The sequence below is a fragment of the Phytohabitans kaempferiae genome (assembly GCF_042433955.1).
Taxonomy (GTDB): domain Bacteria; phylum Actinomycetota; class Actinomycetes; order Mycobacteriales; family Micromonosporaceae; genus Phytohabitans; species Phytohabitans kaempferiae.
Window position 1 is genome coordinate 1 of the sequence record NZ_JBHLUH010000052.1, and the last position, 26,630, is coordinate 26,630.

The 26,630-nt window shown below is 67.1% G+C and carries 21 protein-coding genes; 5 read left to right on the top strand and 16 right to left on the bottom strand.

What is annotated here, in order from left to right; translation table 11 throughout:
- Positions 1-522 precede the first annotated feature (522 nt).
- Positions 523-720: a hypothetical protein gene (locus tag ACFFIA_RS24390; protein WP_173070183.1), complete on the top strand. Its 198-nt coding sequence runs from the start codon at positions 523-525 to the stop codon at positions 718-720.
- A gap of 19 nt (positions 721-739) precedes the next feature.
- On the opposite strand, the gene ACFFIA_RS24395 is transcribed toward ACFFIA_RS24390, so the two are convergent.
- Together ACFFIA_RS24395 and ACFFIA_RS24400 are read right to left on the bottom strand one after the other, a co-directional pair.
- Positions 740-1,537, bottom strand: coding sequence for a carbon-nitrogen hydrolase family protein (locus ACFFIA_RS24395; RefSeq protein ID WP_377254126.1), 798 nt, complete (start codon positions 1,535-1,537; stop codon positions 740-742).
- Between the two features lie 9 nt (positions 1,538-1,546).
- Positions 1,547-2,380 (bottom strand): EamA family transporter, encoded by an 834-nt coding sequence (locus ACFFIA_RS24400; RefSeq protein ID WP_377254128.1) that lies wholly within the window; start codon positions 2,378-2,380, stop codon positions 1,547-1,549.
- Positions 2,381-2,421: 41 nt separating this feature from the next.
- On the opposite strand from ACFFIA_RS24400, the gene ACFFIA_RS24405 reads away from it, so the two are divergent.
- Complete coding sequence (locus ACFFIA_RS24405; RefSeq protein ID WP_377254130.1) at positions 2,422-3,030, top strand: helix-turn-helix domain-containing protein; 609 nt, start codon at positions 2,422-2,424, stop codon at positions 3,028-3,030.
- Between the two features lie 57 nt (positions 3,031-3,087).
- Here the strand turns inward: ACFFIA_RS24405 and clpX are convergent, their stop codons facing one another.
- The 6 genes from clpX to ACFFIA_RS24435 form a co-directional block, all read right to left on the bottom strand.
- Entirely contained in the window at positions 3,088-4,383 is a 1,296-nt protein-coding gene (gene clpX, locus ACFFIA_RS24410; protein WP_377254132.1) for an ATP-dependent Clp protease ATP-binding subunit ClpX, read from the bottom strand.
- A gap of 212 nt (positions 4,384-4,595) precedes the next feature.
- Positions 4,596-5,258 carry an ATP-dependent Clp protease proteolytic subunit gene (locus ACFFIA_RS24415; RefSeq protein WP_377254134.1) on the bottom strand — a complete coding sequence of 221 codons (663 nt, stop codon included), beginning with the start codon at positions 5,256-5,258 and terminating at the stop codon, positions 4,596-4,598.
- A gap of 11 nt (positions 5,259-5,269) precedes the next feature.
- On the bottom strand, positions 5,270-5,914 hold the full coding sequence (locus ACFFIA_RS24420) for an ATP-dependent Clp protease proteolytic subunit (RefSeq protein ID WP_377254136.1): 645 nt from the start codon (positions 5,912-5,914) through the stop codon (positions 5,270-5,272).
- 111 nt (positions 5,915-6,025) lie between these two features.
- A complete protein-coding gene (gene tig, locus ACFFIA_RS24425; RefSeq protein WP_377254138.1) occupies positions 6,026-7,375 on the bottom strand; it encodes a trigger factor in 1,350 nt (449 codons plus the stop codon).
- Between the two features lie 364 nt (positions 7,376-7,739).
- Positions 7,740-8,003, bottom strand: coding sequence for a hypothetical protein (locus tag ACFFIA_RS24430; protein ID WP_377254140.1), 264 nt, complete (start codon positions 8,001-8,003; stop codon positions 7,740-7,742).
- A gap of 97 nt (positions 8,004-8,100) precedes the next feature.
- Entirely contained in the window at positions 8,101-8,694 is a 594-nt protein-coding gene (locus ACFFIA_RS24435; RefSeq protein ID WP_377254142.1) for a hypothetical protein, read from the bottom strand.
- A gap of 588 nt (positions 8,695-9,282) precedes the next feature.
- Between ACFFIA_RS24435 and ACFFIA_RS24440 the strand changes: the two genes are divergently transcribed.
- The gene (locus ACFFIA_RS24440; RefSeq protein WP_377254144.1) at positions 9,283-10,167 is read left to right on the top strand and encodes a DUF2637 domain-containing protein; all 885 of its coding nucleotides are present in this window, start codon (positions 9,283-9,285) and stop codon (positions 10,165-10,167) included.
- 343 nt (positions 10,168-10,510) lie between these two features.
- A complete protein-coding gene (locus tag ACFFIA_RS24445) occupies positions 10,511-13,162 on the top strand; it encodes a tetratricopeptide repeat protein (RefSeq protein WP_377254146.1) in 2,652 nt (883 codons plus the stop codon).
- Between the two features lie 200 nt (positions 13,163-13,362).
- Here the strand turns inward: ACFFIA_RS24445 and ACFFIA_RS24450 are convergent, their stop codons facing one another.
- From ACFFIA_RS24450 to ACFFIA_RS24480, 7 genes are all read right to left on the bottom strand, one after another.
- Entirely contained in the window at positions 13,363-14,199 is an 837-nt protein-coding gene (locus ACFFIA_RS24450) for a hypothetical protein (protein WP_377254148.1), read from the bottom strand.
- Entirely contained in the window at positions 14,196-18,701 is a 4,506-nt protein-coding gene (locus tag ACFFIA_RS24455; protein WP_377254150.1) for a PDDEXK-like endonuclease domain-containing protein, read from the bottom strand. Before ACFFIA_RS24455 ends, ACFFIA_RS24450 begins: the two co-directional genes overlap by 4 nt.
- A gap of 347 nt (positions 18,702-19,048) precedes the next feature.
- Positions 19,049-19,678, bottom strand: coding sequence for a 3'-5' exonuclease (locus tag ACFFIA_RS24460; RefSeq protein WP_377254152.1), 630 nt, complete (start codon positions 19,676-19,678; stop codon positions 19,049-19,051).
- A 43-nt stretch (positions 19,679-19,721) separates the two neighbouring features.
- Positions 19,722-20,966 (bottom strand): hypothetical protein, encoded by a 1,245-nt coding sequence (locus tag ACFFIA_RS24465; protein WP_377254154.1) that lies wholly within the window; start codon positions 20,964-20,966, stop codon positions 19,722-19,724.
- The gene (locus ACFFIA_RS24470; RefSeq protein ID WP_377254156.1) at positions 20,956-21,480 is read right to left on the bottom strand and encodes a nucleoside-diphosphate kinase; all 525 of its coding nucleotides are present in this window, start codon (positions 21,478-21,480) and stop codon (positions 20,956-20,958) included. The genes ACFFIA_RS24465 and ACFFIA_RS24470 overlap by 11 nt, the downstream gene beginning before the upstream one ends.
- Positions 21,477-22,475, bottom strand: coding sequence for a thymidylate synthase (locus tag ACFFIA_RS24475; protein WP_377254158.1), 999 nt, complete (start codon positions 22,473-22,475; stop codon positions 21,477-21,479). Before ACFFIA_RS24475 ends, ACFFIA_RS24470 begins: the two co-directional genes overlap by 4 nt.
- Complete coding sequence (locus ACFFIA_RS24480; RefSeq protein WP_377254160.1) at positions 22,472-23,491, bottom strand: hypothetical protein; 1,020 nt, start codon at positions 23,489-23,491, stop codon at positions 22,472-22,474. Before ACFFIA_RS24480 ends, ACFFIA_RS24475 begins: the two co-directional genes overlap by 4 nt.
- A 159-nt stretch (positions 23,492-23,650) precedes the next feature.
- Between ACFFIA_RS24480 and ACFFIA_RS24485 the strand changes: the two genes are divergently transcribed.
- Entirely contained in the window at positions 23,651-24,922 is a 1,272-nt protein-coding gene (locus ACFFIA_RS24485) for a helix-turn-helix domain-containing protein (protein WP_377254483.1), read from the top strand.
- Here ACFFIA_RS24485 and ACFFIA_RS24490 read toward each other — a convergent pair.
- Positions 24,903-26,564, bottom strand: a complete 1,662-nt coding sequence (locus ACFFIA_RS24490) for a S9 family peptidase (protein ID WP_377254162.1) — start codon at positions 26,562-26,564, stop codon at positions 24,903-24,905. The genes ACFFIA_RS24485 and ACFFIA_RS24490 overlap by 20 nt on opposite strands.
- Positions 26,565-26,630 lie beyond the last annotated feature (66 nt).

Below are 26,630 nucleotides of genomic sequence, written 5' to 3' on the forward strand. Positions count from 1 at the left end.
CTTGGCACTGGCTTATACAAACACCCTGTTGAGTTCTCAAAGAACAAACACACACCGGAACCGAATCCCCCGCTTGGGGGCCCCGCTCCCGGGGCAACTCGCCCAACTTACCCGGTCGATCTCGCGGTGTCAAGCCGGATCTTTGGCTCAACTTCGCATCGCCCGAAGGTCCCCGCACTCCAGCACACCGGTTGCCCGGTGGGTTGTCCTTGCGAGGGAAGCTTGCAGACCGGCCGATCGGCATCCGCACCAGAGGCGCTTGTCACCGCATCCGCCCGGCTCCTGCCGGCTTGTCTACCTTACCCGGTCGGCTTCGCAATCTCAAATCCGGTCTCCCGGTCGATTGCACCGCCCGTGCCCCGGTTCCGGCCGTTATGTCCGTACCCCGTGGGCAGAGAGAAAGTTACGCGGCCCGTCCCCGGAACGCAAATCAGCGTTTGTCACTGCGTCGGCTGCCCTGCCTCGGCCCGCCTCACCGTGCGGCGGCACACGCTCATCGTGCCGGCGTGGAAGAGTTGCTGCATGGTCCTCGCCGAAGACGCGCTGCTCGGCCTGCTCCTGCCGTTTTGGCAGCTGGTGATCGGGGCGGTCGTCCTGGTCGCGATCGTGGGCTCCGTGCACCGCCTCATCATGCGCGGACCATCCCGCATGACCACGATGATGCTGATCAGCGGCGGAGTCGTGGTCGGGCTCACTGTCATCGGCGTGCTCTGGAGCTGACACCGAGCGGCGGACGGGGTTACGCCAGCCGGCGGTTGGCCAGGCTGGGCAACTCCTGGCGGATGGTGGCCAGCCTGGACAGGTCGAGGTCGGCCACTGTGACGCCCACTGTGTCGGGTGCCTGCGCCAGCACCGTGCCCCACGGGTCGACGACCATGCTCCGCCCGAAGCATGTGCGACCCGGGTCGTGGTTGCCGATCTGCCCCGCGGCCAGCACGTAGCACTGGTTTTCGATCGCCCGCGCGCGCAGCAGGACCTCCCAGTGGTCGCGCCCGGTGTGCAGCATGAACGCCGCCGGCACGACCAGCACCTGCGCGCCGCCGATCGCCAAATGCCGGTAGAGCTCGGGAAAGCGCAGGTCGTAGCAGATGGAGAGGCCCACCGGCACGCCCTCGACGTCGACGACGACCGTCTCGGTGCCGGGCGCGACGGTGCGCGACTCGTGGTACGAGACGCGGCCGGGGATCTCCACGTCGTACAGGTGGATCTTCCGGTAGATCGCGGCCAGCTCGCCGCTCCGGTCGAACACGAGCGACGTGTTGTACGTGCGCTCAGCATCCGGCCCCGCCTCGTGGAACGACCCGGCCAGCACCCACATGCCCAGCGAGCGCGCCGCCTCCGCGAAGTGCGTCGCGAACTCGCCGTCGACCGCCTCCGGCTTGGGCACGCCGGCACCGGGGCCGAGGTAGTCGACGTACTCCGGAAGGACGGCGAGGTCAGCCCCGCTGTCAGCGGCTTTCTTCAACAGCTCGCCGGCGGTGGCCAGGTTGGCGGCACGGTCTTCGCGGGCGTTCAACTGGCACACGGCGACGCGCATGTCGCCAGGCTACGTGGTCGCGAGCACGAGCGCAGTCGCCGCGAGACCGAGACCCGCGATCTGCACCGGCCGCAGCCGCTCGCGGTCGATGGCGAGCGCCAGGAGGACGGTACTGGCCGGATAGAGCGACGCGATGGCGGCGACGATGCTCAGGTGCCCGCGCACGGCCGCGGCCAGGTAGAGCGCGTTCGCCACGATCTCCAGCGTGCCGGCGACCGCCGCCCAACCAAGCACCGGTCGCGGGAGGCGAGCCGGCGTGCGCGTACCAAGGAGGATCGCGGCACCGACCGCGACGGAGCTGAGCCGTCCGGCGGCGAGTGGCCACATGCCCGATTCTTCGCTCGACTGCCCCAGGAGCGTGAAGAAGAGGCCGAAGAAGACGCCCGCCACCAGCGACATCGTGACCAGGCGCGGTGAGACGGCGACGCGTCCGGTGTGTGGCGCCAGGCTCACCAGGCCGATGGCGACGACCGCGACTCCGGCGCCGCCGAGGGCGAGCAATCCGGGGGTACGGTCCATGAGCAGCCCCACCCCGATCGGCACGACCGCCGCCGTGACCGCCGCCAGCGGGGCGACTACGGCCATCGCGCCGCTGGCGAGTGCCCGATAGAGCAGCACGATCCCGACGAAGCCGGCGAGGCCGCTGCTCGCGCCCCACGCGAGGTCGGCCGCGCTCGGTGTGCCGGGCAGCAGCACCACGCACAGGGCGAGCGTCGGCAGGCACAGCGCCTGCGAGATCACCGTCACCGCGAGAGGGTGCGCGCGCTGCGAGGCCCGTCCACCGGAGTAGTCGGCGGTGCCCCAGATCAGGGCGGACAGGGCGGCGAGGACAATGGGGGTCACCGTGCTGTCGTACCACAATATTGACCGCGAAGGACACTCAATTGACCGACGCTGTGGCCGCGCTCACCGCGGCGGTGGCCGGACACGTACGCGGGCTGCGCACCGCACGCGGCTGGTCCCTCGACGAACTCGCCGGCCGATCCGGGGTCAGCAAGGGCATGCTCGTGCAGATCGAGGCGGCGCGCACCAACCCGAGTGTGGGGACGCTGGTGCGGATCGCGGACGCGTTCGGCGTGACGATCGCGCGGCTGCTGGAGCCGGCGGAAGAGCGTACGGTCCGCATCTCCGACGCCGAGGCCGCACCCCAGCTGTGGCGAGGCGGCGAGGGCGGCTTCGGGCGGCTGCTGCGCGGCATGAACGATCCGAGCTTCGTGGAGCTGTGGGAGTGGCGCCTCGCCCCCGGTGAACGCCACACGTCCGAAAACCACATGCCGGGTACGCGCGAGGTCCTCCACGTCCTCGCCGGCACGCTCGCGATGACCGTGGACGGCGTCGACCACACGGTGGAATCGGGCCAGACGATCGACTTTCCGGCCGACCGCCCGCACACCTACCGCAACGCCGGCTCGACCGAGATCCGCTTGATCATGGTCGTCATCGTGCCCAACACCGAGTGGGACCGCAGGCTGGGACCCCCAGGGCAGTCCTGAACTCGGCAGAATCCATCTCGGAGCCGGTCACCCCGGCCCCTTCACAACCTCGAACCGCTACGCGGTCTTCTCCTCGCGGTGCTCACGCCGCCGCCGCCCGGTGAACTCACGCGGCACGATCGTCGGGTAGACGTTTTCCATCACGACCTCGCGCGTGATCAGCACGCGTGCGGCGTCGGGGTTGCTGGGGACCTCGTACATCACGGAGAGGAGGACCTCTTCCATGATGGCGCGGAGGCCACGGGCGCCGGTGCCGCGGAGCATGGCCTGGTCGGCGATCGCCTCGAGCGCCGCGATGTCGAACTCCAGCTCCACGCCGTCGAGCTCGAAGAGGCGCTGGTACTGCTTCACGTAGGCGTTGCGCGGCTCGGTCAGGATCTTGATGAGCGCCTGGCGGTCGAGGTTACGCACCGTGGTGATCACGGGGAGCCGGCCGATGAACTCCGGGATCAGCCCGAACTTGAGCATGTCTTCCGGCATGACCTGGCTGAAGATGTCGTCGGTCGAGCGCTCGGAGACCGCCCGCAGGTGGGCGCCGAAGCCGAGGCCGCCCTTGCCGACGCGGGACTCGATGATCCGGTCGAGCCCGGCGAACGCGCCGCCGCAGATGAACAGCACGTTGGTCGTGTCGATCTGGATGAACTCCTGGTGGGGGTGCTTGCGCCCGCCCTGCGGCGGCACGTTGGCGACCGTGCCCTCCAGGATCTTCAGAAGAGCCTGCTGCACGCCCTCGCCCGACACGTCGCGCGTGATCGAAGGGTTTTCGCTCTTCCTTGCGATCTTGTCGACCTCATCGATGTAGATGATGCCGGTCTCGGCCCGCTTGATGTCGTAGTCGGCCGCCTGGATGAGCTTGAGCAGGATGTTTTCCACATCCTCGCCGACGTAGCCGGCCTCGGTGAGCGCGGTGGCGTCGGCGATGGCGAACGGCACGTTGAGCATGCGGGCGAGTGTCTGCGCCAGGTGGGTCTTGCCGCAGCCCGTGGGGCCGATGAGCAGGATGTTGGACTTTGCCAACTCGACCGCTTCACCGCCGGACCCGGGCGCACCAGCCGCCTCAGCCTGGATGCGCTTGTAGTGGTTGTAGACCGCCACGGCGAGAGCTTTCTTCGCCTGGTCCTGGCCCACCACGTATTGGTCGAGAAACTGGCAGATCTCCATGGGCTTGGGAAGCTCTTCCCACTTGACCTCGCCCGACTCGGCCAGCTCTTCCTCGATGATCTCGTTACACAGGTCGATGCACTCGTCGCAAATGTAGACCCCCGGGCCCGCGATGAGCTTCTTGACCTGCTTCTGCGACTTACCGCAGAACGAGCACTTCAGTAGGTCGCCGCCGTCGCCGATCCGTGCCACCTACGTTCTCCCTGCGCTCATCGGCCGGAATGCCGGCCCTGGCCTGAGGACAGTCCTGCCTCGTGGATTCCCGATCGACGCCCCGGGAGGGCCGGGGCATGTCCTGTGCACCTCGACGTTACCCGCTGCTTGGGCGTAATCCGACCCCCAAAATGGGTGTGTCAGGGGCTTGCCAGTCTAAGAGGACCGGCCCGCCCCTGACTCCCGGAGGGTCAGCTCGCGCTTGCCGCCGCGACGAGGCCCTTCTTGCGGCTCGCCAGCACGGTGTCGACCATGCCGTACTCCTTGGCCTCTTCGGCCGTCATGATCTTGTCGCGGTCGATGTCCTTGCGGACCTTCTCGACTGGCTGCCGCGAGTGCACCGCCAGCAGGTCTTCCAGCTGGGTACGCATCCGCATGATCTCGCGGGCCTGGATCTCGATGTCGGAACCCTGCCCGTAGCCGCCCTCGGTGGCCGGCTGGTGGATGATGATCCGCGAGTGCGGCAGCGCCATCCGCTTGCCCGGCGTGCCGGCCGCCAGCAGCACCGCCGCCGCGCTCGCCGCCTGGCCGAGGCACACCGTCACGATGTCGGGACGCACGTACTGCATCGTGTCGTAGATCGCCGTCATGGCCGTGAACGAGCCACCGGGCGAGTTGATGTACATCGTGATGTCGCGGTCGGGGTCGGTGCCCTCGAGCGTCAGCAGCTGCGCCATCACGTCGTTGGCCGAGGCGTCATCGACCTGCACACCGAGGAAGATGATCCGGTCTTCGAACATCTTGTTGTACGGGTTGGACTCCTTGACCCCGTACGACGTGCGCTCGACGAACGACGGAATGATGTACCGGTTGTGGACCTCGCGGAGGCCCCCCGGGATCTGCAGTTCAGTCATGATGTCTTTCCTCAGCTCAGCGTGCCGGCGCCGGACGGGACCTGGGTCGCCCCGGTGATCACGTGGTCGATGAACCCGTAGTCCTTGGCCTCCTGAGCCGTGAACCAGCGGTCACGGTCGGAGTCGGCCTCGATCTGCGCCTGGGTCTGCCCGGTGTGGAACGCCACGCGCTCCTGGAACATCCGCTTCGTGTACAGCATCTGCTCCGCCTGGATGGCGATGTCGGAGGCCGTACCCCCCATGCCGCCGGACGGCTGGTGCATCATGATCCGCGCGTGCGGGAGCGCGAAGCGCTTGCCCCGCGTGCCCGCGCACAGCAGCAGCTGACCCATCGACGCGGCCATGCCCATCGCGATCGTCTGCACGTCGTTGTCGATGAACTGCATCGTGTCGTAGATCGCCATGCCGGAGTAGACCGAGCCGCCGGGCGAGTTGATGTACAGGTAGATGTCCCGCTCCGGGTCTTCCGCCGCGAGCAGCAGCAGCTGCGCGCAGATGCGGTTGGCCACGTTGTCGGTCACCTCACTGCCCAGGAAGACGATGCGCTCCTTGAGCAGGCGGTTGTAGACGGTGTCGTCGAGGTTGCCACTGAGCGCGTCGCCTCCGCGGGCCTCGATCGCCCGCGTGGGCATCACAGGGAAATGCTGATCGGTCATGGCAAGCCCTTCGCAATTGTCTCCGTACGACCGACCTTAGCCACTGGTCGCAGCCGCAGCCGCCACGTTCGCTCTCAGCGCACGGGCGTGCCGCGGCAGCCGTACCCGATGTCAGTGGTCGTGGTCGTGCTCGTCGGCGCTCCCGCCACGGAGGTCATCCATGCTCAACTCGTTGCCGGCGGCGTCTTTGATCTTGATCCGCTCCATGACCACCGCGAGCGCCTTGCCCCGGCGGACGTCGCCGAAGACGGCGCCGGCGGTGCCCGACCGCACGAGCTGGTCGTAGTACTGCTGCGGCTGCACGCCGGCGCGCTGCGCCCGGTGCATGATCTCGTGGCCGAACTCGTCGTCGGAGACCTGTACGTCCTCGGCGTCGGCGAGCGTGTCGAGCAGCAGCTGGATCTTGACGCCCTCGGTGGCCGCCTCGGCCAGCTCGGCGTCGATCTGCTCCTCGGTCTTCTCCTCCGCGGCGAGGTACTCGTCGAGGGAAGCGCCGATCCGCTCCAGCTGGTCGGCCATCGCCTGCTTGCGGTGGTCGACCTCTTCCCGGACCACGCCCTCGGGCGCCGGCACCTCGGCGGCCTCGACCAGCTCGGCGAGCGCCTTGTCGCGGGCCGCGTAGAGCTGCTCCACCTTCTTCACCCGGGTGACCCGCTCGCGCAGGTCGTTACGCAGCTCGTCGAGCGTGTCGAACTCGCTGGCCAGCTGGGCGAACTCGTCGTCGAGCTCGGGCAGCTGCTTCTCCTTGACCGTGCGGACCGTGACCGCCACATCGGCGTCGCGGCCGGCGAAGTCGCCGCCCACCAGCTGCGTGACGAAGTTGCTCGAGTCGCCGGCGGAGAGGCCCACCAGCACTTCGTCGAGACCGGGGAGCAGTTGCTTGCTGCCCACCTCGTGGGAGATGTTGGTGGCCGAGCCGCCCGGCACCTCCTCACCGTCGACGGTCGCGGCGAGGTCGATCTGGACGTAGTCGCCCTCCTGGGCCGCCCGCTCCACCGTCTTGAGGGTGGCGAAACGCTCCCGCAGGCCCTTGACCTGCTCGTCGATCTCGCTCTCGGCGATCTGGAGCTCGTCGACCGTGATCTCGATCGTGGAGAGGTCGGGCAGGGTGATCTCGGGCCGCACGTCGATCTCGGCGGTGAACTTCAGCGGCTCGCCATCCGTGACCTCGGGGAAGGTCTCCAGCTCCGGCCGCCCCAGCATCTTCACGTCGTGCTCACGCACGGCGGCGAGGATCTGGGCGGGGATCGCCTCCTGCACGGCCTCATTGATCACCGCGGCGCGGCCGACCCGCTGGTCGATCACCGCCGCCGGCACCTTGCCGCGCCGGAAGCCGGGGATCTGGATCTGCTGGCCGATCTCCCGGTACGCCTTCTTGAGGCTTGGCTCAAGCTCGACGAACGGCACCTCGATGGCGAGCCGCACCCTGGTCGGGCTCAGGGTCTCGACGGTGCTCTTCACAGGCGTACTCCTCGATGGATCTTCCAGGCTTGTGGGCCGTGCGGCGTCACGCGGACGCGATAGCGGCTCGGTCGAGTGTAGAGCGGCCGCACGGAATGCGCGGCGGCCGGTCCCTCCCCCGCTCAGCGCCCCCTGCCTGGCCAGCCGGCCGAGGTAGGCGTTTCCCCACTCCCCACCTGGGCTACGGGCCTCACTACCCCACGACCTCGACGTGACGGGAGTGGTCGGTGACAGATTGCGACGGCGCGGGGAGTGATCATGGCAGGGACGATTTCGCGGCGTCCGGTGCTGGCCGGCGCGGCGGGCGCGGCGGCCGGTGTGGCGTGCGCGGCGGCCGGTGTGGCGTGCGCGGCGGTGACCGGCGTCACTTGGTCGACGCGCCACGCGGCGTCCGCGCGCCGCCCTCGATCCCGCCCGCGACCTCGGCCGCCGCGATCAGGGCACGGTCGAGCGGGGCAAGGTCGCTGACCTGGTACTGCCGGACGCCGACCCACTGCGCGACATCGCCAACACCACGGGCATCAAGAGCCTCTCCGTGGGCGGCCACCTCATCGGCCCCAAGGCTCGCCGCCGACTGCTCGCCGACATCAAGGCGACTGCCCAGCGGCGGCCGCCTGCTCCCTGCCACGGTGGCACCGCCCACCGGGCGTAGGGATGTGGCGCCGCTCGTCGACCTGGGGCTCTCGGCTACGGCGCGAGCCGGGGCAGCAGGTCAGCGGGGAAGATCACGCGGCAGCCCGGGAGGGTCGGGCATCTCCCGGCACGGCCGAGCCGGCGACCTTCCACAACCGCTCGACCTCGTCCAGGAGCGGTCCGACCAGCAGGTGGACACGTGCGCCACGGGAGTTACTCCGCTCCAGCGTGTTCGCCCGCCAGCCTCCATCCGGTGTACGCCGCTCGGCGTTGAAGATCGGGCCGAGCCGCCGCTGGAGCCCGTACTCCAGCCCAAGCCCGACCTCCTGCGGCGAGAGGCCCCCAACCTCCCCGGCCGCGGGAAGCTCAGGCCAGGTCGTGACGACGACCCGGTGCCAGATCTCCGGCGGGAAGGTGTTGGCCAGGTGATGGCTGTCGCCTATCGGCAGGTCGAAGAGCCGCCGTTTCGCATCGAGCGTCTGGCCGAGGTAGACCAGACCCCATTCCAGCCACACCCCGTAGACGGCCGGGCCGGTCGCGAGGCCAGCGATCTCCTTGCCCAGCCGGTGCCGGAAGGCGTACCTGGCGTATCGCCAGTCCCGGGCCGCCGGTTCGCTCCGCGTCAGGTACAGGAGGGCCTCCCGCCAGGCGACGAAGGCAGCCTCGGAGGACGTCCCTGCGCTCATGCGACGAGGGTAGGCGCCACGACCACACCTGCCACGTGCAACCGGGCGGTGGTGGGCAGGCTCGGCCCTTGGCCGTTGAGCTGCTGAAACTCCAGAGCGGGCGACGGGAATCGAACCCGCACCGTCAGTTTGGAAGATCAGCTCAGGTCGATGTGCTTGATCCGCGCCAGTCCCGGAAGGCAGCCCCGACCTCGCGTTCCTCGCAAGGTCATCCGGCCGCCTCCGGCGCCGATCGGGTGGGTCCGACGCCGTTCCCCAACAGATCCCCAACAAAGGATCTTGCTTTCTTCGGGCGACGGCGCCGGTTCGGGGCCTCCTGAACGGAGGTCTGTCCGTGTCCACTTCTCCCCGCTGTACGGCCGCCCATGTCGACGATCCACGGCCGTGCGACGGCGCCCGCGATGCGGTGCTGGTCGTCGATCGCACCGGGGGCAGTGCAGCTGGCTGCGTCATGCACGGTGCGGTGTTGCTGGCCTCGCTCGATCGCGGGCGGGTACAGCGCCTTAACGGGCCGGCAGGGTCGGCGATCGCGGTCTACCGGCTCGCTCGTTCTCTGCCCGCGTTCGACTTCCTCGCTGGGACGGGTCGATGAAGGCGGCTCGGGTCGAGGGCGTCGTCCAGGTCGTCATCATGCTCGCGATCGGTGGGGCCGCCGGGGCGGCGAGCTTCACGCACGTGCACAACGTCGCTGCCGCTCATGGGCAAGGCGGGTGGTTGGCCTGGGCAGACGCGGTGGTGCTGGAGCTGATGTCCATCGCGTCGGGGCTTGAGATGCGCCAGCGTAAGCGGCGGCGCAAGCCGGTACTCTTCCCGGTCACCGTGCTGGTGTGCGCTGTGACGCTGTCGATCTCGGCGCAGGTTGTGGAGGCCGAGCTGTCCGTGATCGGCTGGATCGCTGCGGCGCTGCCCGCGCTTGGTTTCCTCGTGATGGTCAAGATCGCTCTCGGACGGACCACCTCCGGCCCGCCCTTCGCCGCCGACCCTTCACCAGCGTCCACCCGGACCGCTGCGAGCCACGAGGCGTCGGTCTCGGAGGTCGCTCACTCTCGTAGGACAGTTGTCGCAGCAGCGTCTCACGTCACGGACGACATCGATGGGTGCGAGGACCGTCGCGCTCACACGGTCGTCCGGCTGTCCTCAGCGGCAAGCGTTCATGGAGAAGGTCCGGCAGCGATCCCTTCGGTCCCGGACACGGACCTACAGTCCTGGGGCTCGTATGCCACCGTCCCGGACCGGTCCGCAGAGCCGCCGGGGTCCGGACAGTTCGACACAGCCCAGATCGAGGACGTTGTCCATGTCCTGCCGGCGGCTGCTGCCGCAAGAGACGTATTGGCAGAGCAGGGCCGCCCGCTGACGCGCAAGGCACTCACCGAGCAGTTGCGCCGCAGCGGTCACGCGGTCTCCAACGCTCGCGCCTCGCTCCTGGTCAAGATCTTGAAGGCCAACGTGCAGATCGAAAGGCAGTACAAATAGCCAGAGGTCGACATATAGCCAGAGGTCGCCTGGCGATAGCCGTGCTCACCCAGCGCCCGGTCGGCCTCGGCAGACATGCCGCTGCCACGGCAACTCTTGCGAGGACGGGAGGATGAGTGCTGGGCGGCCTTGCCGCGCCGCCCAGCGGTCCTGATGATCCGTTGTCAGGCGGACATGTTCATGCACTCTGCGACGGACAAGGTACGGCATTTGAGCTGTATCACCCGGGCACTTGAGCGAGGGATGGGGGCAGAAGCTCCAATGAGGACCCTCGTACTCTTACCGGCAGAAACGTGGGCTGCCCAGTAGCAGCCAAGACGTCGAGAGCCTCGAGGATGGAGCCGTGCGACGACGCCTGCTGATCATCGCCGCCCTTGTCGGCCTAGGCGTACTGGTGGCGTTCCTGGCAAAAGAGGGACGCAACAACGCAGACCAGTGGATGAGCATTATAGGGGGCTTCGTCGGTGTTGCAGGCGCCGTCGGTGCCGCCATCGACAAGTGGGGCGTTCCGAAGGGCAAACTGCTTGTCCCCGATGCGGACGCTGCGCTGCGCCGTTGTCTCTTGTTTGTGAACAGCAAGGGCTTGCCATTGGTACGGGATGTCTTAGCTCAAGACGTGGGCGTTAAGGCCGCCATCGTCTCAATTGAGTGCAACGACGGTAGTTTGCCCACCTATGTTCCTCGCGTTGGAGATGACGATTTGGAATGGGCCATCGCTTCTGGTGGCGTCGTTCTAGTACATGGGCGGGCAGCCGCCGGAAAGACACGCAGCGCATTCGAGGCTATTCGGCGGCTTCGACCGAACCACTGCCTGCTAGTCCCAGCGTCTGGCCCGGCGCTACGGGAACTCGTCGACGATGGGTTCGAGCCGCGCGATTCGGTCGTTTGGCTCGATGATCTTGAGCGCTATCTGGTTCCCGGCGGCGTTGATCAGAACCTAATAGAGCGACTTTGCAGCGACAGGCGACACGACGTACTGGTAGTGGCAACCCTACGGGGGGAAGAACTAGAGAGGCTCGATCAGGCCGCTCGGTCAGGGCGCGGCACAGACGCACTTAATGCTCTTGACATCGACTGGCCGGGCGTGCAGGTAGTCCAACACATTCGAGGCCGACGCCGCGTCCACGTGGGTCAGTTCCTCACGGAGACAGAGAAATCGGCGGCCGCCGTTAGTAGTGACCAACGTGTCGTAGAGGCGGCAAACTCCAATGTGGGATTTGCCGAGTACCTAGCTGCTGGCCCGCCGATGATGCAACGGTGGTCGTTTGACGGGGACGACGTCGCCGACGTTGGGCAGGCACTAATTACCGCAGCGGTGGACTGCCGCCGTGCGGGTTATCCCTATGCCGTGCCCGCAAATGTCCTGGCTCAACTGTTTCGACATTACCTCAATCCCGCGCGGAGCAATCGAGCTGACTTGCCATCTCTCAGAAGAGGATTGGAATGGGCAAGCGAGCCACTCTTGGGCGCAAGCTCGTGTTTGATACCCCAGGATGGCGATTGCTATGCCGCTTCAGACTACTTACTTGACCGGACCGAGGCGGGAGAGGGCCCTCTCGCACGACGCGATGTGGGAGAGGCGGTCTGGACGACGCTGCTGACCTTCGACGAGCCGTACGCCAGGTACTCGATAGCCACCGCCGCCTATTTCGCGAGCCGTTCCGACGTTGCCGAAACAGCCATTCGACCACTGGCTAACGACGGCTATACCGAGGCAATGCTTAACCTAGGATTACTGCTCCATAAGCGCAACCAACCGGAGGCAGAGTACTGGTATCGCCAGGCTGCGGACGCTGGCGCAACGTTCGCAATGGTAAGGATTGGGATACTAAGCGAAGAAGCAAACCGGCTGAATGACGCCGAAAGCTGGTATCGTCGGGCGGTGGAGGCCGGCGAAAGGCACGCCTTACCAGTACTCGGATGGCTGCGCGAAAAGCGAGGGGATGTTCGCGAAGCCGAGCATCTGTACCGCCTCGCGGTTGAGGATGGCGACGTCGATGCAACAGCCATGCTCGGAGCGCTATTGGAAAAGCAAGGAAACGCGCCCGAAGCCGAGCGTCTATACCGTCTCGCAGGCGGGAGCGGCCATGTCCGTGCCATGGTCGCGCTGGGACTCCTGCTGGAAAGAACCGGCTCCGCTGAGGCAGAGCAGTGGTATCGTACGGCCGTCGAACGAGGTAGTGCGCGCGCGATGATCATGCTCGGGATATTGCGGGGAAAACATGGGGCGACGGATGAGGCGAACACGCTGTATCGGCGTGCCTTCGACGAAGGCGAAACTCATGCCGCAGTTGCCCTTGGAATATCGTTTGAGAAACAAGAATCTGTTGACGAGGCCGAGAATTGGTATCGCCGAGGAGCGGGCACGGGCAACGAGCTTGCGAGCCTAATGCTCGCTCTACTCCTTGAACGACGTGGCCTGGATGGTGAAGCTGAGCGTTGGTATGAGAAAGTTGCGCGCGGCGGCGATGGCAACGCCATGGTCATGCTGGCGAATCTACTCGCGAAACGCGGCGAGGTCGAGCAGGCGCATGCCTGGTACCACAGCGCCGTCGAACTAGGCAATACCCAAGCCATGATCAAGCTGGCAGCTCAGAACGAGGCTGCGGGTTCCAGCGAGGAGGCCAAGTTGTGGCTTCAGCGAGCCGCAAACGCTGGCGATACTCACGCTATGGTTCTACTCGGCATGTCACTTGAGCACGACGATCGGGCTGAGTCCGAGCGCTGGTATCGCGCAGCTGCGGATGCCGGCGAGAACCATGCCCTACTCCTCCTAGCAGTCGTGCTTGATAGGCGAGGCGAAGCCGACGAGGCGGAATACTGGTATCGGCGGTCAGCCGAGACTGGCGACGCCCACGCGGCGGCCCTTCTCGCGGACACACTAGCCGGCCAGGGAGAACTGGATGAGGCCAACAGCCTGCGCCGACTTGCTGCTAATTCCGACAATACGCGGAGTCATGGGCCCGTACGCAGAACCGCCGCGCCACCCGAATAGTCTGCCGGACGATGGATAATATTTTGTGTTGCATACGAACGCTTATATGTACACCAGCCTGGCAACGCGAAAGTATGTGCGCTTACCCTGATGGCCGCCTCTTATTGAGCAACCGCGCGAGCCCCTCGTAGACGATTGTGGGCACGGGCCAAGCACCTCAAAGGTGATTGGCCTGAGTCGTCTGCGGTCTGACAAGCGTGTCATGCCAAAGTTTGTTCCAAGTCGTTGAGTGCGGCCACGACCACGTTCCAGGCGATTCGGACCGTGTCGTCCTCCGGGGCGTAGCCCTCGCGGAGTTGCTTCCTGGGATGCACGAGGTTTCGATGGTTGCGCAGGACGTGGGCGTAGTCGATGACATCCTGGGCGATCCAGCGTTTCTTGGCGGCAAGTTCGATGAGCGACTGGAGGTGGTCGCTGGGCTGGCTGCCTTCGGTGTGGCGGGCGAGGGCGACGTCGTACAGGACGCCCTCCATGACGCTGCCGAGCATGATGACTGCAGCGGTGCAGGCACCGGACTGCCAGCAGACGAAGGCCTCGTCGAGCCGGGCCTTGAGCTGCCGTCCGAAGTCGGCGTCGCTGACGATGTTGGCAAGGCTGGCGATCAGTTGGATCGGGGCCTGCATCGCCGGTCGCTTCATCGTCGGTGTTTGTGTGATCAGCTTCGGTCGGCCGCCCGCGTACAGGACTTGGTACCCCTCCACCGCCAGCAACTCGTTGAGGTCTTGTACCACGTGCGTTCGAACTTCGTCGTCGTCGAGGTACTCGCGGGGATCCGCGAGCCGGAGCAGCAGACGGTGCAGCGCGTCGGAGTCGCGCCGGCGTTGGCGTAGTAGGTCATGCACCCAGGCTCGCCGGGTGCCGTCGACCTCACCGACACGGCGCCAGCCGGCGGCCTCGAAAAGGGCGGTGATCTGGCGGCCGGTGCGGTAGTAGGGAGTGGTGTCGTCGCCGCAGATGAGGTCGGCGAGACGACCGAGAACGTTGTCGTCGAGCTCGACGCGGATGTCGCTGCCGTTGCTCGCATTACCGCCGTTCATTGTGGTCCGCCTTCTTCGTCATCGAGGGGGAGGTCGACAGGGACCCAGGTGTTCGCAGTTGACGCCTGAACGGACCGTGGATGGATGTCGCGTTCGGCCAGCCGCGAGAACACGGGATTCATCTCCCGTTCCGGGTTGATCTCGAACTCGCTCTCGCGTATCCGGAGGACTTCCCAGCCCATGCGGCGTAGCTCCCGGTCGCGTCGCGCATCGGCGACTACGTCGCTGGGCGAGGTATGCCACCGGTGTCCGTCGCATTCCACAGCAAGCCGGCCGCCGTCGCCGACGACCACCAGGTCCAGCGAACGCGAGCCGACCTTGAGTTGGGGAACAACGTGGTAGCCGCGCCGTTTGAGGACGCGGTACACACGCTGTTCAAACAGCGACTGGAACGGGACGCAGTGTTGATCAGCGCTGACGGTCTTTAGGTCGGGTGAGGGGCCGTAGACGGAAGGCGGGTTGAGCATGTAGCTGGCGAGCGATGCGCGAAGATCGCCCGGTTTGTAGTCGGTCGGCCGGACCGAGGTGAACATCCAGAGCTGGTCTCGTGCCCGGCTCGCCGCCACGTTGTAGTTCTGGTACAGGTGTTGGCCCAGTCGTCGCGGCGGTTCGGTGACGACGGCCGACAGGAAAACGACGTCGCGCTCGGCTCCCTGGAAGTTGGGCGCCGAGCCCACGCTGATCTGCCTGGCAGCGCGAGTCTCGGGTGGGATGTTGGCGTTGATCTCCTGGTCGAGGAGTCTGATCTGATCGTGCCCGTGGAGGACGATGATGCCGAAGTTCTTGCCCTCGTAGCGTGGGTCGGCGAGGCAATCTAGGAGTTGCGCCACGATGCGTTTAGCCTCGACCGGGTTGCGGAGTTTCTGCCCTTTGCCCTCCGGATAAGCGCCCGTCACGTGTACGACGCGGAGAGGTTCCAGGTCGGCGGCCGTGCGTTCACGCAGTGCGATGATCTCGTTGGTACCGCGGTAGAACTGGGCTGCTGACCAGTTGATGATCTCCGGCATACAGCGGAAGTGTTCCCGTAGGCGTACAACGGCGTCTTTGCCCGATCGGGCCGACAACAGCCCGTAGAGATGTGACTTGGGTGTGAACTGGTATCTGATCTCTATGTCCAGGTCCCCGAGGTGCTCGCGGAGGCTCTGGAAGTGGACGTCGAAGCTTCGTCCCATGCGGTTGGGCGCGGGCGTGCACTGCTGGTCGTCGCCAACGACGATGATCCTTGGTGCCAACCACAGCAGAAACAGGTGTTCCAGACCCACCTGACTCGCTTCGTCGACGATGATCACGTCGAACGCATTGCGTTCAACGGGGAGGCTCTCCAGCAGGTTGGGCAAGGGCAGGACCCAGGCGGGCACAGCGCCCTTCGCTTTGTCCATCGCCGCCCGGGCCGCCTTGCGCAGTTCTCGTGCCTTGCTTCCGGCTCCGGCTCCGACCTGGATTCGGAATGCGCGGTAGCTGCGGAGAGCGCTCGCGTGCTTGTCGGTCATTCGAGCGGCGCAGCTCCGGATGGCCTCGGCGGCCGCCAATTGCTCCGTCACCTGGGCTAGGTGGGCTTCTACCGCGTCATACTCCTTGGCGATCTCGCGTTCGGTGTCGGCGGTCCGCTGTCCCCGCACGTACTGGTCCGCTTTGGACCAGGCCCAAGCAGCAGGCAGCTGCCGGAGCCGGTCTTCCCAACGCGTGTCGTCAACGGTTTCCTGGAGGAGGGCAAGCAGGCCCGGGTGGACGGCGCCCAGGTTTTCCGCGAGCATGACGCGGCGCCCTTCGGCGTAGCGTTCACCGCGCGCCGCATCAATAGCATCGATGCCATGCTGATACGCATCCAGGGACCTGTTCTGTATGGCGTCCGCCAACAGTCCGAGCTCTGGGCAGGAATCGCCGGGTGCTATCCGTCGTCGGACGGTTTCCTGCAATGCCTCGACTGCCGCTTGGGCGTGGCGTAGACGGACATGCTGGCGTGCGGCCGTCGCGGACGCGATGAGGGCGGCGACGTCATCGATGTTCGGCATCCTGGGGGACAGGCCTGCCGACTCCAGCCGTTCCCGGATTTCAGAGTGCACGGTGGCGAGTGACCGGATCTGGACGAATAGGCGGTCGCAGTCTTGCAGCTCAGACAGCGTCGCACCTACCCGGCCCGTCGGAACGGTCACCCGGACGTCAGCCCACAGGCGCACAAGCTGGGCGGCGGCGACGTGCGCCTCAAGGTGGTCAAGCGCGGCTTCCAGCAGCGGCAAGGTAACCGGCGCCTCACCGTCGACCTCAACGTTCTGCATCAGGATCGTGGCGCGGCGCCGAGCCCGCCGGGAAGCAAGCAATGTGCGGTACGTGTCGCCGTGGACAAGGTACTGATGCAGCTCGCGGCCTACGGTGAGCATGCGGCGGGCCGATCCAATACTCAGGTCGCCACCGGACTTGATTTCTACCTCGAACCCAAGAGCATGTGTTCGGAGTTTGTCTTGCAGGCGGTCGGCCTGGCCATGTACCTCTGCCAGACGACGCCACAGCCCGCTGTGTCGGCCGGCAAACTGGTCCGCCGCTGCGCGGGCTACCCATTCGGGCGTGGCCGCCGTATTTTCGCCGGAGTCGAGTCCGAGGCGCTCGATGATGGTGGCGAACCGGCGCCCGAGCCGCTCTAAGTCCGCCAAGAGACCTTCGCCCGCGGCAGCAAGTCGTATCGTTAGTGGGCTCACGTTCGGCTGAAGCCCGGCTCGTGCTTCACGCTCCGCGACGAACGTCTTCGTGACGGCCGCTGGAGTCGGTAGGTCTGCCGGCTCGGGAATTCGTTGCTGCAGACGGGCGCGGCGGGCGGGACTCGTCGTGCGCATCAACTGCAATAGCTCCAGGGCTTCGACGGGCAGAAGTGGCGGGTAGTCGGACATATCCGGGGCGACCGGCGGCATCCACCCGAACCGGCTGGCGCCGGCTGTCACCTCGCGTGCGATCTGTCCGAGTGAGCCACGGTAGCGATCGGTGCTGAAACCCGGGACAACAGGATCATGCGCGACGAACTCGGCCTCACGGAGGCGCTGAATACGCTCGTTGAGCCGCACCGACCGGGACCGCAAGTCACCGCGTTCGGCCCGGAGCATCTCGATGCGGTCGGCCAGGTCGGTGGTCTCTGAAGAGGCCATTGCGTCGGACAGGGCGTCGAGGCCGCGACCGAGCTCCGCCGCGACGTTGCTGCCGCCGGTCATCTGGACGCACAGATCACGCAACGACGGCGGCACCTTGTCGCGAAGCTCACTGAGCGCCTGATCCTTCTGGCTCGTGACCAGGACACGCTGACCACGGGCGAGCAACGCCGAAACCAGGTTCGCGATCGTATGGGTCTTGCCCGTGCCTGGCGGGCCCTGCACCACGATGCCAGTCTCCGACCGGAGCAGGCCGATCACCCGCATCTGCTCGTCGTTTGTCGGCAGCGGGAACAAGGGGTCGCTGCCGAGCACATCACCGTGAATGGCACCCTGCTCGCGTAGCCACGTGCTGCGCTGCTTGGGTTCGGTGTCGACCACGAGCTGCGCAAGTGCTACTGGTACCTGTGCGTCGGGCTGCCGCAACGCCTCACCGATCTGCTGGTAGGCCTCTGCTAGCAGGGCCCGGCTCCGGCGACGCACGAACAGCGCCGGCGATAAGGCAAGCGTTGGAGTCGTCGGTAACGGGCCGCTGACGGTCAGGCCCCGGTCGCCGGTCTGTACCGGCGTGTCCAGGCAGTCCCCGAGCAGATCCACGATTCGCGGCAACAGCTCCGGCGCCAGTATCGGTCCGTCGCCGTCGGCAATCTCTTGGCGCGTGGGCCGCCCGCGATCTGCCCGGAACCGTTCGTACTCGTTGAAGATCTCCCGGTCTTCGACCCGACGGCGTCCCCCGCCGAGCGACACCGACACCTCAGCCGTCTTCCGATCAAGGCGCGTAACAGCCGTCTCGGTCACTAGATGCCGACGAACAAGCATGCCGTCAGGAGTTGCCCAACGCAGCAGCCCCACGCCCAACACGAACTCGTACTCGTCGTCCTGTTGCTCCATAGTCTTGGCAGCGCGTTCGAGCGCTTCGTACACCACGCGGACGCTCCGCAAACGCCTTTCGTTGTCTCGCCACGACTGCCACCGCTGCGCCCATGCGCCGAATGCGCGCTCCACTCTGGCCGGTGGCTCGCCGCGAACCTCGACGGCATCAGAGGTCGGTCCGACGTCCAGCAGACACGGTGCGGGCCCCTCGACGCCACGGGGTGCCTCCGAGTCGATCCACCCGAACAGCCCTGATGGCGGAAGCGGCTCCGGCAACGACCTCGGCGGGCGGAGCCGCAAGATCACATCGTCGTCCGGGTAAGGCACAAGCCGGACGCCTTCCGGCAACCTATCGAGCCACACGATCGGATCAGGCGGATCAGCATCCTCATCGAGAATGTCAGTGATCGGGTCACGCTCGACCGCGGCGGTGACCTCGGCAAGGAAGTCCATCAACTTGGTCGTCTTCCGCAACGCATCCAGACTGCGATCCACGCCGTTGGACACCTCCTATCCGGCCCGGAAGGCAACGCAATAGAATGCGCGGCAGCCGGCCATGAACACAAGAGCCCAACGGTGATCGCGACGTGAGTGAACAGGATTCATACGTCCCTCTGGCCGGGGTGCAGGCGCTGCGGCTCAGCCAAGACGATCATCCGCGACGTCGTCCGGGCGGCGATCTTCTGTGCGCCTGCCACCTGCGCCTGGAAAGGGAGGAGCCCGAGCCGGCGCGGGGCGACCTCAGGTTAGTAGCAAGTCACGGTGCGCGCCTCCTGCAGCTCACGGCCCGTCGTCTGCGGGGAAGCCGGCCGGTGTAGCGGGGACGAGACGCGGGCGATGCGTCAACGATCCGAGTCGAAGAGGCTTTGTTGCGGTACAGCGCCAGCCTTCGCGACGCCACCGCGTTTGTTGCTAGCTGTTCGGATCAGCGCGTCAACGGTCACATTCCCGCCCAGCACTTGATCTGTGAGTGCCCTCAGGAGAACAGCGGAGGCGGCCGCGTCCCACAAGGCACGGTGTGGCGCGCTTCCCGTCGCGAGTCGATTCACGTCACTAACCAGCCCGAATCGTTCGACAAGTGCACCAAGCCCACTCCGTGCGCTGGAACCGGTAGCCCGCGCGAGCCGTAACGTGTCGATCAAGCCGGCCGGCGTGATGTTGGGGCAGCGTCGGCGGAGCAGCCGCCAGTCGACGCCGACATTGTGGCCGACGAGGTGCCTGCCGTTGATCCGCCGTGCCAGCTCCGGCTCGACCTCGGCCAGGGTCGGGGCATCGCGCAGGACCGCGTCGGTTAGGCCGGGCGAGATCCATGGACGTTGTGGGATCGGCCGTCCAGGGTTGATGAGGGTGCAGTAGGCGGCGGCTATTTCGGGCTGCCAGTCCACGATGGGCACGAGGGCGATCTCAAGGATGGCCTCGTCGTCGCGGTCTTGAGCGCCACTGCCTTCAAGGTCGATCGCTACCAGCTCCACCCTGTTCACCCCCGGCCTGATCCTGCCACCCGCCGCGTCCACTTCAGTCGTCTTCGTAGCGTGCCGCGTTCTCGAACTTGGCGCGGACGCCGGCGAGGGCGGCGGCCTGGCTGGCGTCGGGCGTGTGGCCGAGCAGAGAGCGGCCGTGGGCGTGCAGGTAGTGCGGCTGGTCGAGCTCCCAGATCTGGTGCCGCAGAGTGTGCTGGATCGCGTACCGGCGCTGCTCGCCGAGGCCATGCGTCCAGACGTGTCCATCTTCGATGAGGTAGTCGCTGGTGTAGCCGAGCTGAGTCAACACAGTGTCCACGTCGGCCGGCACTGGTTCGCGGTAGTCGTCCGCGCAGCGCTGCCGCTGGGCCGCTGGGCAGATGTCGCACAGTTCGCGGACACCCCAGTGCCCGTTGTAGTCAGGTGCCGCGTGCGCGAAGGCGACTCCACAGGAGGTCTTGCGGAACAGCGGCGTGCCGATGCCGGACGTACGCCATGCGGCGACGACGCGGGCGTCCAGCTCGCCTGGCATCACCTTCCGCCGGGCGTAGTCGTCGGCGTAGGGCACGTCGACGCCGAGCTCACGTAGGTAACCGGCGTTCTCAGGTTTGTGGTAGTAGCCGGTGAACACGATCGCGTCGACCACGCGACCGACGTCGAGGACGGTGGCCATGGTGTCGGGCGCGTCGTTCCAGCCGGGCACGATCGGCCGCCAGTAGAGCACCACCCCGGTCCGCTTCTTGTGCGCCGCCGCGGTGCGGATCGAGGTGACGGTCGCGTCGCTCTTGGCGATTGGTTCGACGCGCGGGTCAGTGATGCCGGAGTACGTGAACAGCAGCGTGACCCGCAGGTGCCGCAGCGTCTCCAGCTCGGACATGTCTGCGGCGGTGACTTTGAACCGGGTGATGACCAGAACGTGGTTGGTGTAGCCACGCTGGTCGAGGGCGTGCAGCACCTGAAACAGGTGCGGCTTGACGCCTGGCAGGAACGGGTCGGTGGCCTTGTTGAACAGCTGGATCGGCGTCACGTGGGGCTGGAAGGCGTGGTGGCCGACGAGTTGCTCGATCGCCTCGTCCGTCGTGCAGAGCAGGTGTGGGACCTTGACGTCGAAGTTCCCCCAGAAGTGGCGGACGCAGTAACCGCAGTCGAGGGGGCAACCGATGATGTGGTTCAGGCTCAGGCCGGACTTGCGGTAGCCGACAATCAGCGCCATATACGGGTCGAGTTGCGCCTTGGCCTGGTCGGACAGGAGCGGCAGGGTTCGGGGTCCGGTGTGAATGCCGATCGCTTCAGCGGTCATCGGGATCTCCATCGCGGGTGAGCAGGTGCCGTAGCGTGGGGCCGTACCAGATCGCGAACTCGCGTTCGGCGCCGGTCGGGTCGTCGGAGGAGTGGATGACGTTGGCGATGAGCCGTCCCTCGGCCTGGGCTTGCCGCAGGGAGTCCCGGCCGAAGCGGCCGCGGATCGTCAGCAGGCCGGCATGGCTGGGGTCGAAGTGGCCGAGGAGGTCACGCAACCGGGGTGCTGCGTTGGGCCCGTGGCCGAGGGCGATGCCGACCGGCTGGCCGACGTACGTGCGGCGAAGGTCGTCGGCAACGTCGACCCAGGTGAAGTGATGCCGGCGGATGGTGAGTAGGTCGGCGTAGTGGGCGAAGACCTGTTCCTCAGTCGGCGTAACCAGCCGCTGGTCAACGAGACTGACCTCAGTGCTGACCCAAGTGAGCACCGGCTCGACGAGGCCACGCGCGACGCAGTCGGGTTTGAGGAGTACAACGGTCCAGCGGGTCCAGTCCACCTCGACCGCGGTGGTCACGGCGACACCGCCGCAGGCATACGGTCAGGCCAGCGCTGCTCGACCAGCCAACGGTGACCGGGGCGGAGCAGATCGAGAGCATCGGCGGTGACCGGCTGGTCGGGATAGTGGGTGATCTGCCGGTGCACCTCGAACAGGGCGATGACCTCCCGCCAGTACAGGTCGAGGTCGACCCGGTCGGGCGAGAAGGTGTCCTGGTTGGAACGCAGCCGCTGCTCCCAATCCAGGACGGTGTCCAGATCCGCCCAGGAGGTTCCAGCCGGCATTGCGGTGTGCGGGAAGACGTGCACGGTCTGCTCAGCCAGGATGCGCTCGACCGCTGGGATGTTGAGGGCGTTGATGTGCATCGAGCCGACGTGGTGCCCGTAGGCGCCGACATCGACGCCGAGGAGGCGCGCGGCGAACTCCTGGATGAAGGTGAACGCGAAGGTGTCGCCGAGCAGACCGACCATCGCGTCGTTGCCGCGCATGTACGCGGTCATATGCAGCCGGCCGGCCCGCAGCATGAACTGCAGCGCGAGCGTGCAGGCGACGTCCGGGTTGCCGGCGTCCGCCAGCTCATCCGGGCGCATGACGAGCATCGCGGCGCGCTTGGTGTCCGGGTCGGTTCGCAGCAGGTTGAGCACCCGGTCGAACTGGCTGAGCCCGTCCGGGGCGGACGGGTTGAACAGGCGCGGCCCGTACGCGGTGCCGGTCAGCGTTTTCCCGTCGGTGGAGAGGCCGCGTAGCCGGCGGGCGTAGTGGGCGATCATGTCGAGGTCGTCCCGGCCTGCGAGGTACCACAGCGCTTCGGCGTGGTTGAACACGACGTTCGCCCGGCGGGCGGCCAGGTACGGCGTCCGGGCGACCGGGTTGGCGATGGTGAAGCTGACGTTGATCGCTTCGGTCGCCGTCTTGCCTCGTGCGGAGGTGGAGTAGCTGGGCCGCTGGTAGATCTCGCCGAGCACGGCCAGGTAGGCGTCGGTGAAGGTGGCGAAGACTGGTCCGGTGATCACGACAGGCCCTCCAGGAGCTTGACCGCGATCGCGACCTGCGCGGAGCAGCGGAACGGCTCCAGATAGCCGAGGCATGCGGCGATGAGGTCGGCGTGCTCGCCGCTGCCTGCGATGGACCGCAGCCAGGCGAGCTTCTCGATAACGTCACGCCCGTCTTCGACCCGCAACTCGTGCGGCCCGTACGCCTCAACGCCATGGATGTCGGCCGGCATGAGGGGGATGCAGCCCGCCAGGAGGGCTTCGAACCAGCGGGAGGTCATGTGCCCGACCGTCGCGTACCGCTCCGGCAACAGCAGCACGGTTGCCAGCGCCGCGCGGTGAATCTGCTTCACCTCGGCGAACCCGCACCGGCCGGTGAACGACACGTGCGGCCACGCCTCAGTCTGCGGCCATTTCCCTGCTACCCGGTGCGGGATGGTCAGGGCGGGCGGAGCGAAGTAGCGGTCGAATGCCTTGTCCCTGTCGTACTGGTTTCCGACATATACCAGCGGTGTCGTCCGGTCCGCCGCCGCGAGTTGCTGCGGGTCCGCAGCATCCAGCAGATCGTCGGGTACCGGGCAGAACAAGTTCGCTGCGCCGGGCGTGGGCTGGAGCGCGAACTCGCCCACCGCCACGTTCGGCAGCTGCCGATCCTGATCGTCGGCCGTCAGTCGCCGGTCGAGGTCCCACACCAGCGTCGGCGTGCCGGCTGAGGTGTAGCGGGCGAACAGCTCGTTCTGTCTGTGCAGATCACAGGTGTGCCCGAGGATGCCGCAGCGGGTTGTGTTGCGGCCAAGCAACGGCCACCGCCATTCAAAGATCAGCGCATCCAAGTCCGGGAAGCCCATGTGCCACCGGTACCGGTCGCGCAGATCCTCCCCCGCCTCGTACAAGTCGCGGTTGACCTGGAGGAACACGATCTCGTGCCCGGCCGAGACCAGCCCGTCGACGAACGGGCGACGGTAGGCTCGCGCTCCGTCCGGGGTGTCCACGACCCCGTCGCCGAGGAAGCCCCACATGCTGTAGCCGATTCGCATACATCGAGGACACCCAACAGACCCCGCTCGCGGGCAGGGGTCGCATGCGGACATTCGCCCTGTCCGCATCGAGGTCCGCGGCATTGCCGGGCGTCCGGGATTTGATTGACAATCAACATTCACGGGCCGTAATACGGCCGAGTCTGGACAGCGGTGACGATGGGGCAGATCCCGAAGGAATTGGAGCCGACCCGCTCGGCGCTGCACTTCTTCGGCGCGGAGCTACGCAGGCTGCGTCAGGCTCTCCGCATGTCCCAGGCCGACCTCGGCAAGTTGGTCTTCGCCCACAAAGACCTCATCCGCAAGATCGAAGCTGCCGAACGAATGCCCACGGAGGAGTTGGTCAGCCGCTGCGATGACGCGCTCGCGGCGAGCGGGGCGCTGCGACGGCTATGGCCGATGCTCGAACGCGAGCGCCGTCTTCGCCTGTCGCGCGACACGGCCGGCCTGGCGACAACGTTCCGGTCCGAGGCGACCGACCGGCCAGTGCTGGACTGGTTGCTCGCCTCCACGCATGACGCGCGCCGCCAGCGTGGTGACGATGAGGTCGCAACTGCGGCGGCCGAGAAGCTCGACCAGCTGCGCGGCGCCGACCACGTCTACGGCGCCGGTCATGCCTATCCGGCCGTGGCCGCGGTCCTCGACAACGACCTCGACACGTTGGTCGCCCGGGCGCCAGCGGTTGCGGCCGGCTTCCTGGAACTCGCTGGCTATGAAGCCGTCGACCTCGGCGCCGACGGCCGCGCTCAACGCCACTACCTTCGCGCCCTGGAGGTCGTGACCGCCGCCGGCGACCGTTTGTACGGCGGTTACCTCATCGCGGTCAGCCTGGCCCATCTCGCCCTGCACTGCGGCGACCCCGCACAGGCCGCCCGGCTCGCCGCCGCCGCGCTGCGCGGCACCGAGCACCAAGCCACACCGGCAGTACGGGCCGCCTTCCGCGCCGTCCTCGCCCGCGCGCACGCCCGGCGCGGCGACGAAGCCGCCTGCGCCGCGGCCCTCCTCCAGGTCGAGGCGGACCTGGCGCGTGGCAAGCCCGAAGAGGAGCCGGCCTGGATCCGGTACTTCGGCGAAGCCGACCTGGCCGACGAGAAGGCACACTGTTTCTTCGACCTCGGCCTGCACGAGCTCGCCCAACGCGAAGCCGCTCAAGCCGTCACACTCCTCGAACCCAGCCGTGCCCGCCGCCTCGCGATCGACACCGCGCTGCACGCGGCGTCGCTGGCCCGCGCCCGCCAGATCGAACACGCATGCGCCATCGGCCGCCAAGCCGTCGACCACGCCGCCGGCGTCGCCTCGTTCCGCAGCGCGCACCGCATCGGCCTCATGATGGCCGAACTCCAACCCCACTCCGACCTGCCAGAGGTACGAGACCTGGCCGACTACGTGCACACGCGGCTGCCGACGGTCGTCACCCAGCAGAATCGTTGAGCACAGCCATGTATGCGTCGAGCTCGGCCTCCAATGCCACCGTGAGGGCCGCGCCAGACAGGTAGTGGCCGACGCCGTCCAACCTCAGCAGCCGGCCGTTCGCCAGCCCGCCGGCCAGCGCGATCACGTCATCGATCGGAGCGATGTCGTCGCTGTCGCCGTGGATGAGCAGCACCGGCCGACGGATCTCCTGCGGCACGACTTTCGCCTTGGGGTGCGTCAGCGCCGCCGCGTGCGGTCGTTGGAAACGCGGCGCGGTCACGGTCCACCGGTTCGGGTCCACGATCGCCGACCGGGCCACGGCGAGGGAGAACGGCCCGTCCTCGCACACAGCGCGGAGTGCGGCGTAGCCGCCAGCGCTGGCGCCAGAAATGAACACCGCTCCAGCCCTCGCCCGGCCGGTAGCGATCAGATGCAGCGCGGCGTTACGGCAGTCCTCCACATCGACGGTTCCCCACCTGCCATCCAACGCCTGCCGAAACGCGCGCCCGTATCCGGTGCTGCCTCGGTAGTCAACATCGGCGACCGCGAACCCGCGCGCCGTGAAGAACTGCACCTCCCAGTCCAGCCGATAGTCAACGCCGTACGTCGGACCCGAATGCGCCCGAACGATCAACGGCGCCGGAGCAAGCCCGCTCGCCGGTGGATAGAGCAGCGCTGTCACCTCACCGCCGGTGGAGCCAACGCGTAGTACCTCCGGCACCGACACCGACGCGTGCTCGTCGATCGCCCACGTTCCCGGTCTGATCACGTCCAGCTCGTTGGAGCCGTCCGTGGCGACGAGCACGATCTCCTGGGACCGGGTCGGAGACGCACCGATCAACGCGATACGGTCGCCCACCGCAGCCAGAAACGGCTTGATGAAGGTGTACGGCACCTCGACCGGCCTAACCTCGCCGTTGAGCTCCACGACCACCAGGCCATGCTGCGGTCCATGCTGGACGGTCATGCCGATACGACCGCCAGGCAGCAGCGCGTAGTTGGCGTACCCGGACTCCCACGGCGCCGCCGCACACTCCGCCTCCATCGGCGCGACCGGCTGGGTGCGTCCGTGGTGCCACCGGTACAGGTTCCACCAGCCCGAGCGGTCGGACATGAAGTACAGCGCGCCGTCCTCGGCCCACGTCGGCTGGAACGCCGACTCGCCTGGCCCGCCGGCTACGCGCATGGGCTCGCCGAGCTGGCCACCTGGCCGGTAGTCAGCGGCCCACACCTCGCAGGAGTCCCACGGCATCACCTCCCGGTCCCAGTGCACCCAGGCCAGTCGGCCCGCCCGGCCCCTGGGTGAGGCGAGGAATCCGCCCGTCGACCGCAGCACGCGCGACCCCATCGTCGCGACGTCGATCGCCACGAGTTCGTCGCCACGGTGGTCTTCCCGCACGCACAACAGCTCCTCAGCGAATCTGGCCAGGTCGCCGTAGTCGTGCTTGGTGTCGGTCCGGACCGTGTCGCCGGTAATCTGCGCGGTCGAGGCGTCCACCTCGGCCGTCCCGGAGGGCAGGAGGGCGTAGGGCATTCCGCCGTAGGCGTGCAGCCTGCTGCCGACGCTCGCGTCATCGCGCTCAGCACGGCGGACACCGGAGGGTGACCCCGGGCGCCAGCTCATCACGACCGCACGACCGAGCTGCGGCGAAGACTCCACCCAGTGCAGGGCACCGTCGGCCGATGCAAGCCAGTCATACGAGGTCCCAGCCTCAGCCACCTGCTC

Excerpts from the sequence above, each read along its gene's own strand:
- ACFFIA_RS24390 (WP_173070183.1), top strand. The coding sequence starts at position 523 with ATGGTCCTCGCCGAAGACGCGCTGCTCGGCCTGCTCCTGCCGTTTTGG.
- ACFFIA_RS24395 (WP_377254126.1), bottom strand. The coding sequence starts at position 1,537 with ATGCGCGTCGCCGTGTGCCAGTTGAACGCCCGCGAAGACCGTGCCGCC.
- ACFFIA_RS24415 (WP_377254134.1), bottom strand. The coding sequence starts at position 5,258 with ATGACTGAACTGCAGATCCCGGGGGGCCTCCGCGAGGTCCACAACCGG.
- ACFFIA_RS24420 (WP_377254136.1), bottom strand. The coding sequence starts at position 5,914 with ATGACCGATCAGCATTTCCCTGTGATGCCCACGCGGGCGATCGAGGCC.
- ACFFIA_RS24435 (WP_377254142.1), bottom strand. The coding sequence starts at position 8,694 with ATGAGCGCAGGGACGTCCTCCGAGGCTGCCTTCGTCGCCTGGCGGGAG.
- ACFFIA_RS24440 (WP_377254144.1), top strand. The coding sequence starts at position 9,283 with ATGAAGGCGGCTCGGGTCGAGGGCGTCGTCCAGGTCGTCATCATGCTC.
- ACFFIA_RS24450 (WP_377254148.1), bottom strand. The coding sequence starts at position 14,199 with ATGAACGGCGGTAATGCGAGCAACGGCAGCGACATCCGCGTCGAGCTC.
- ACFFIA_RS24465 (WP_377254154.1), bottom strand. The coding sequence starts at position 20,966 with ATGACCGCTGAAGCGATCGGCATTCACACCGGACCCCGAACCCTGCCG.
- ACFFIA_RS24480 (WP_377254160.1), bottom strand. The coding sequence starts at position 23,491 with ATGCGAATCGGCTACAGCATGTGGGGCTTCCTCGGCGACGGGGTCGTG.
- ACFFIA_RS24485 (WP_377254483.1), top strand. The coding sequence starts at position 23,651 with ATGGGGCAGATCCCGAAGGAATTGGAGCCGACCCGCTCGGCGCTGCAC.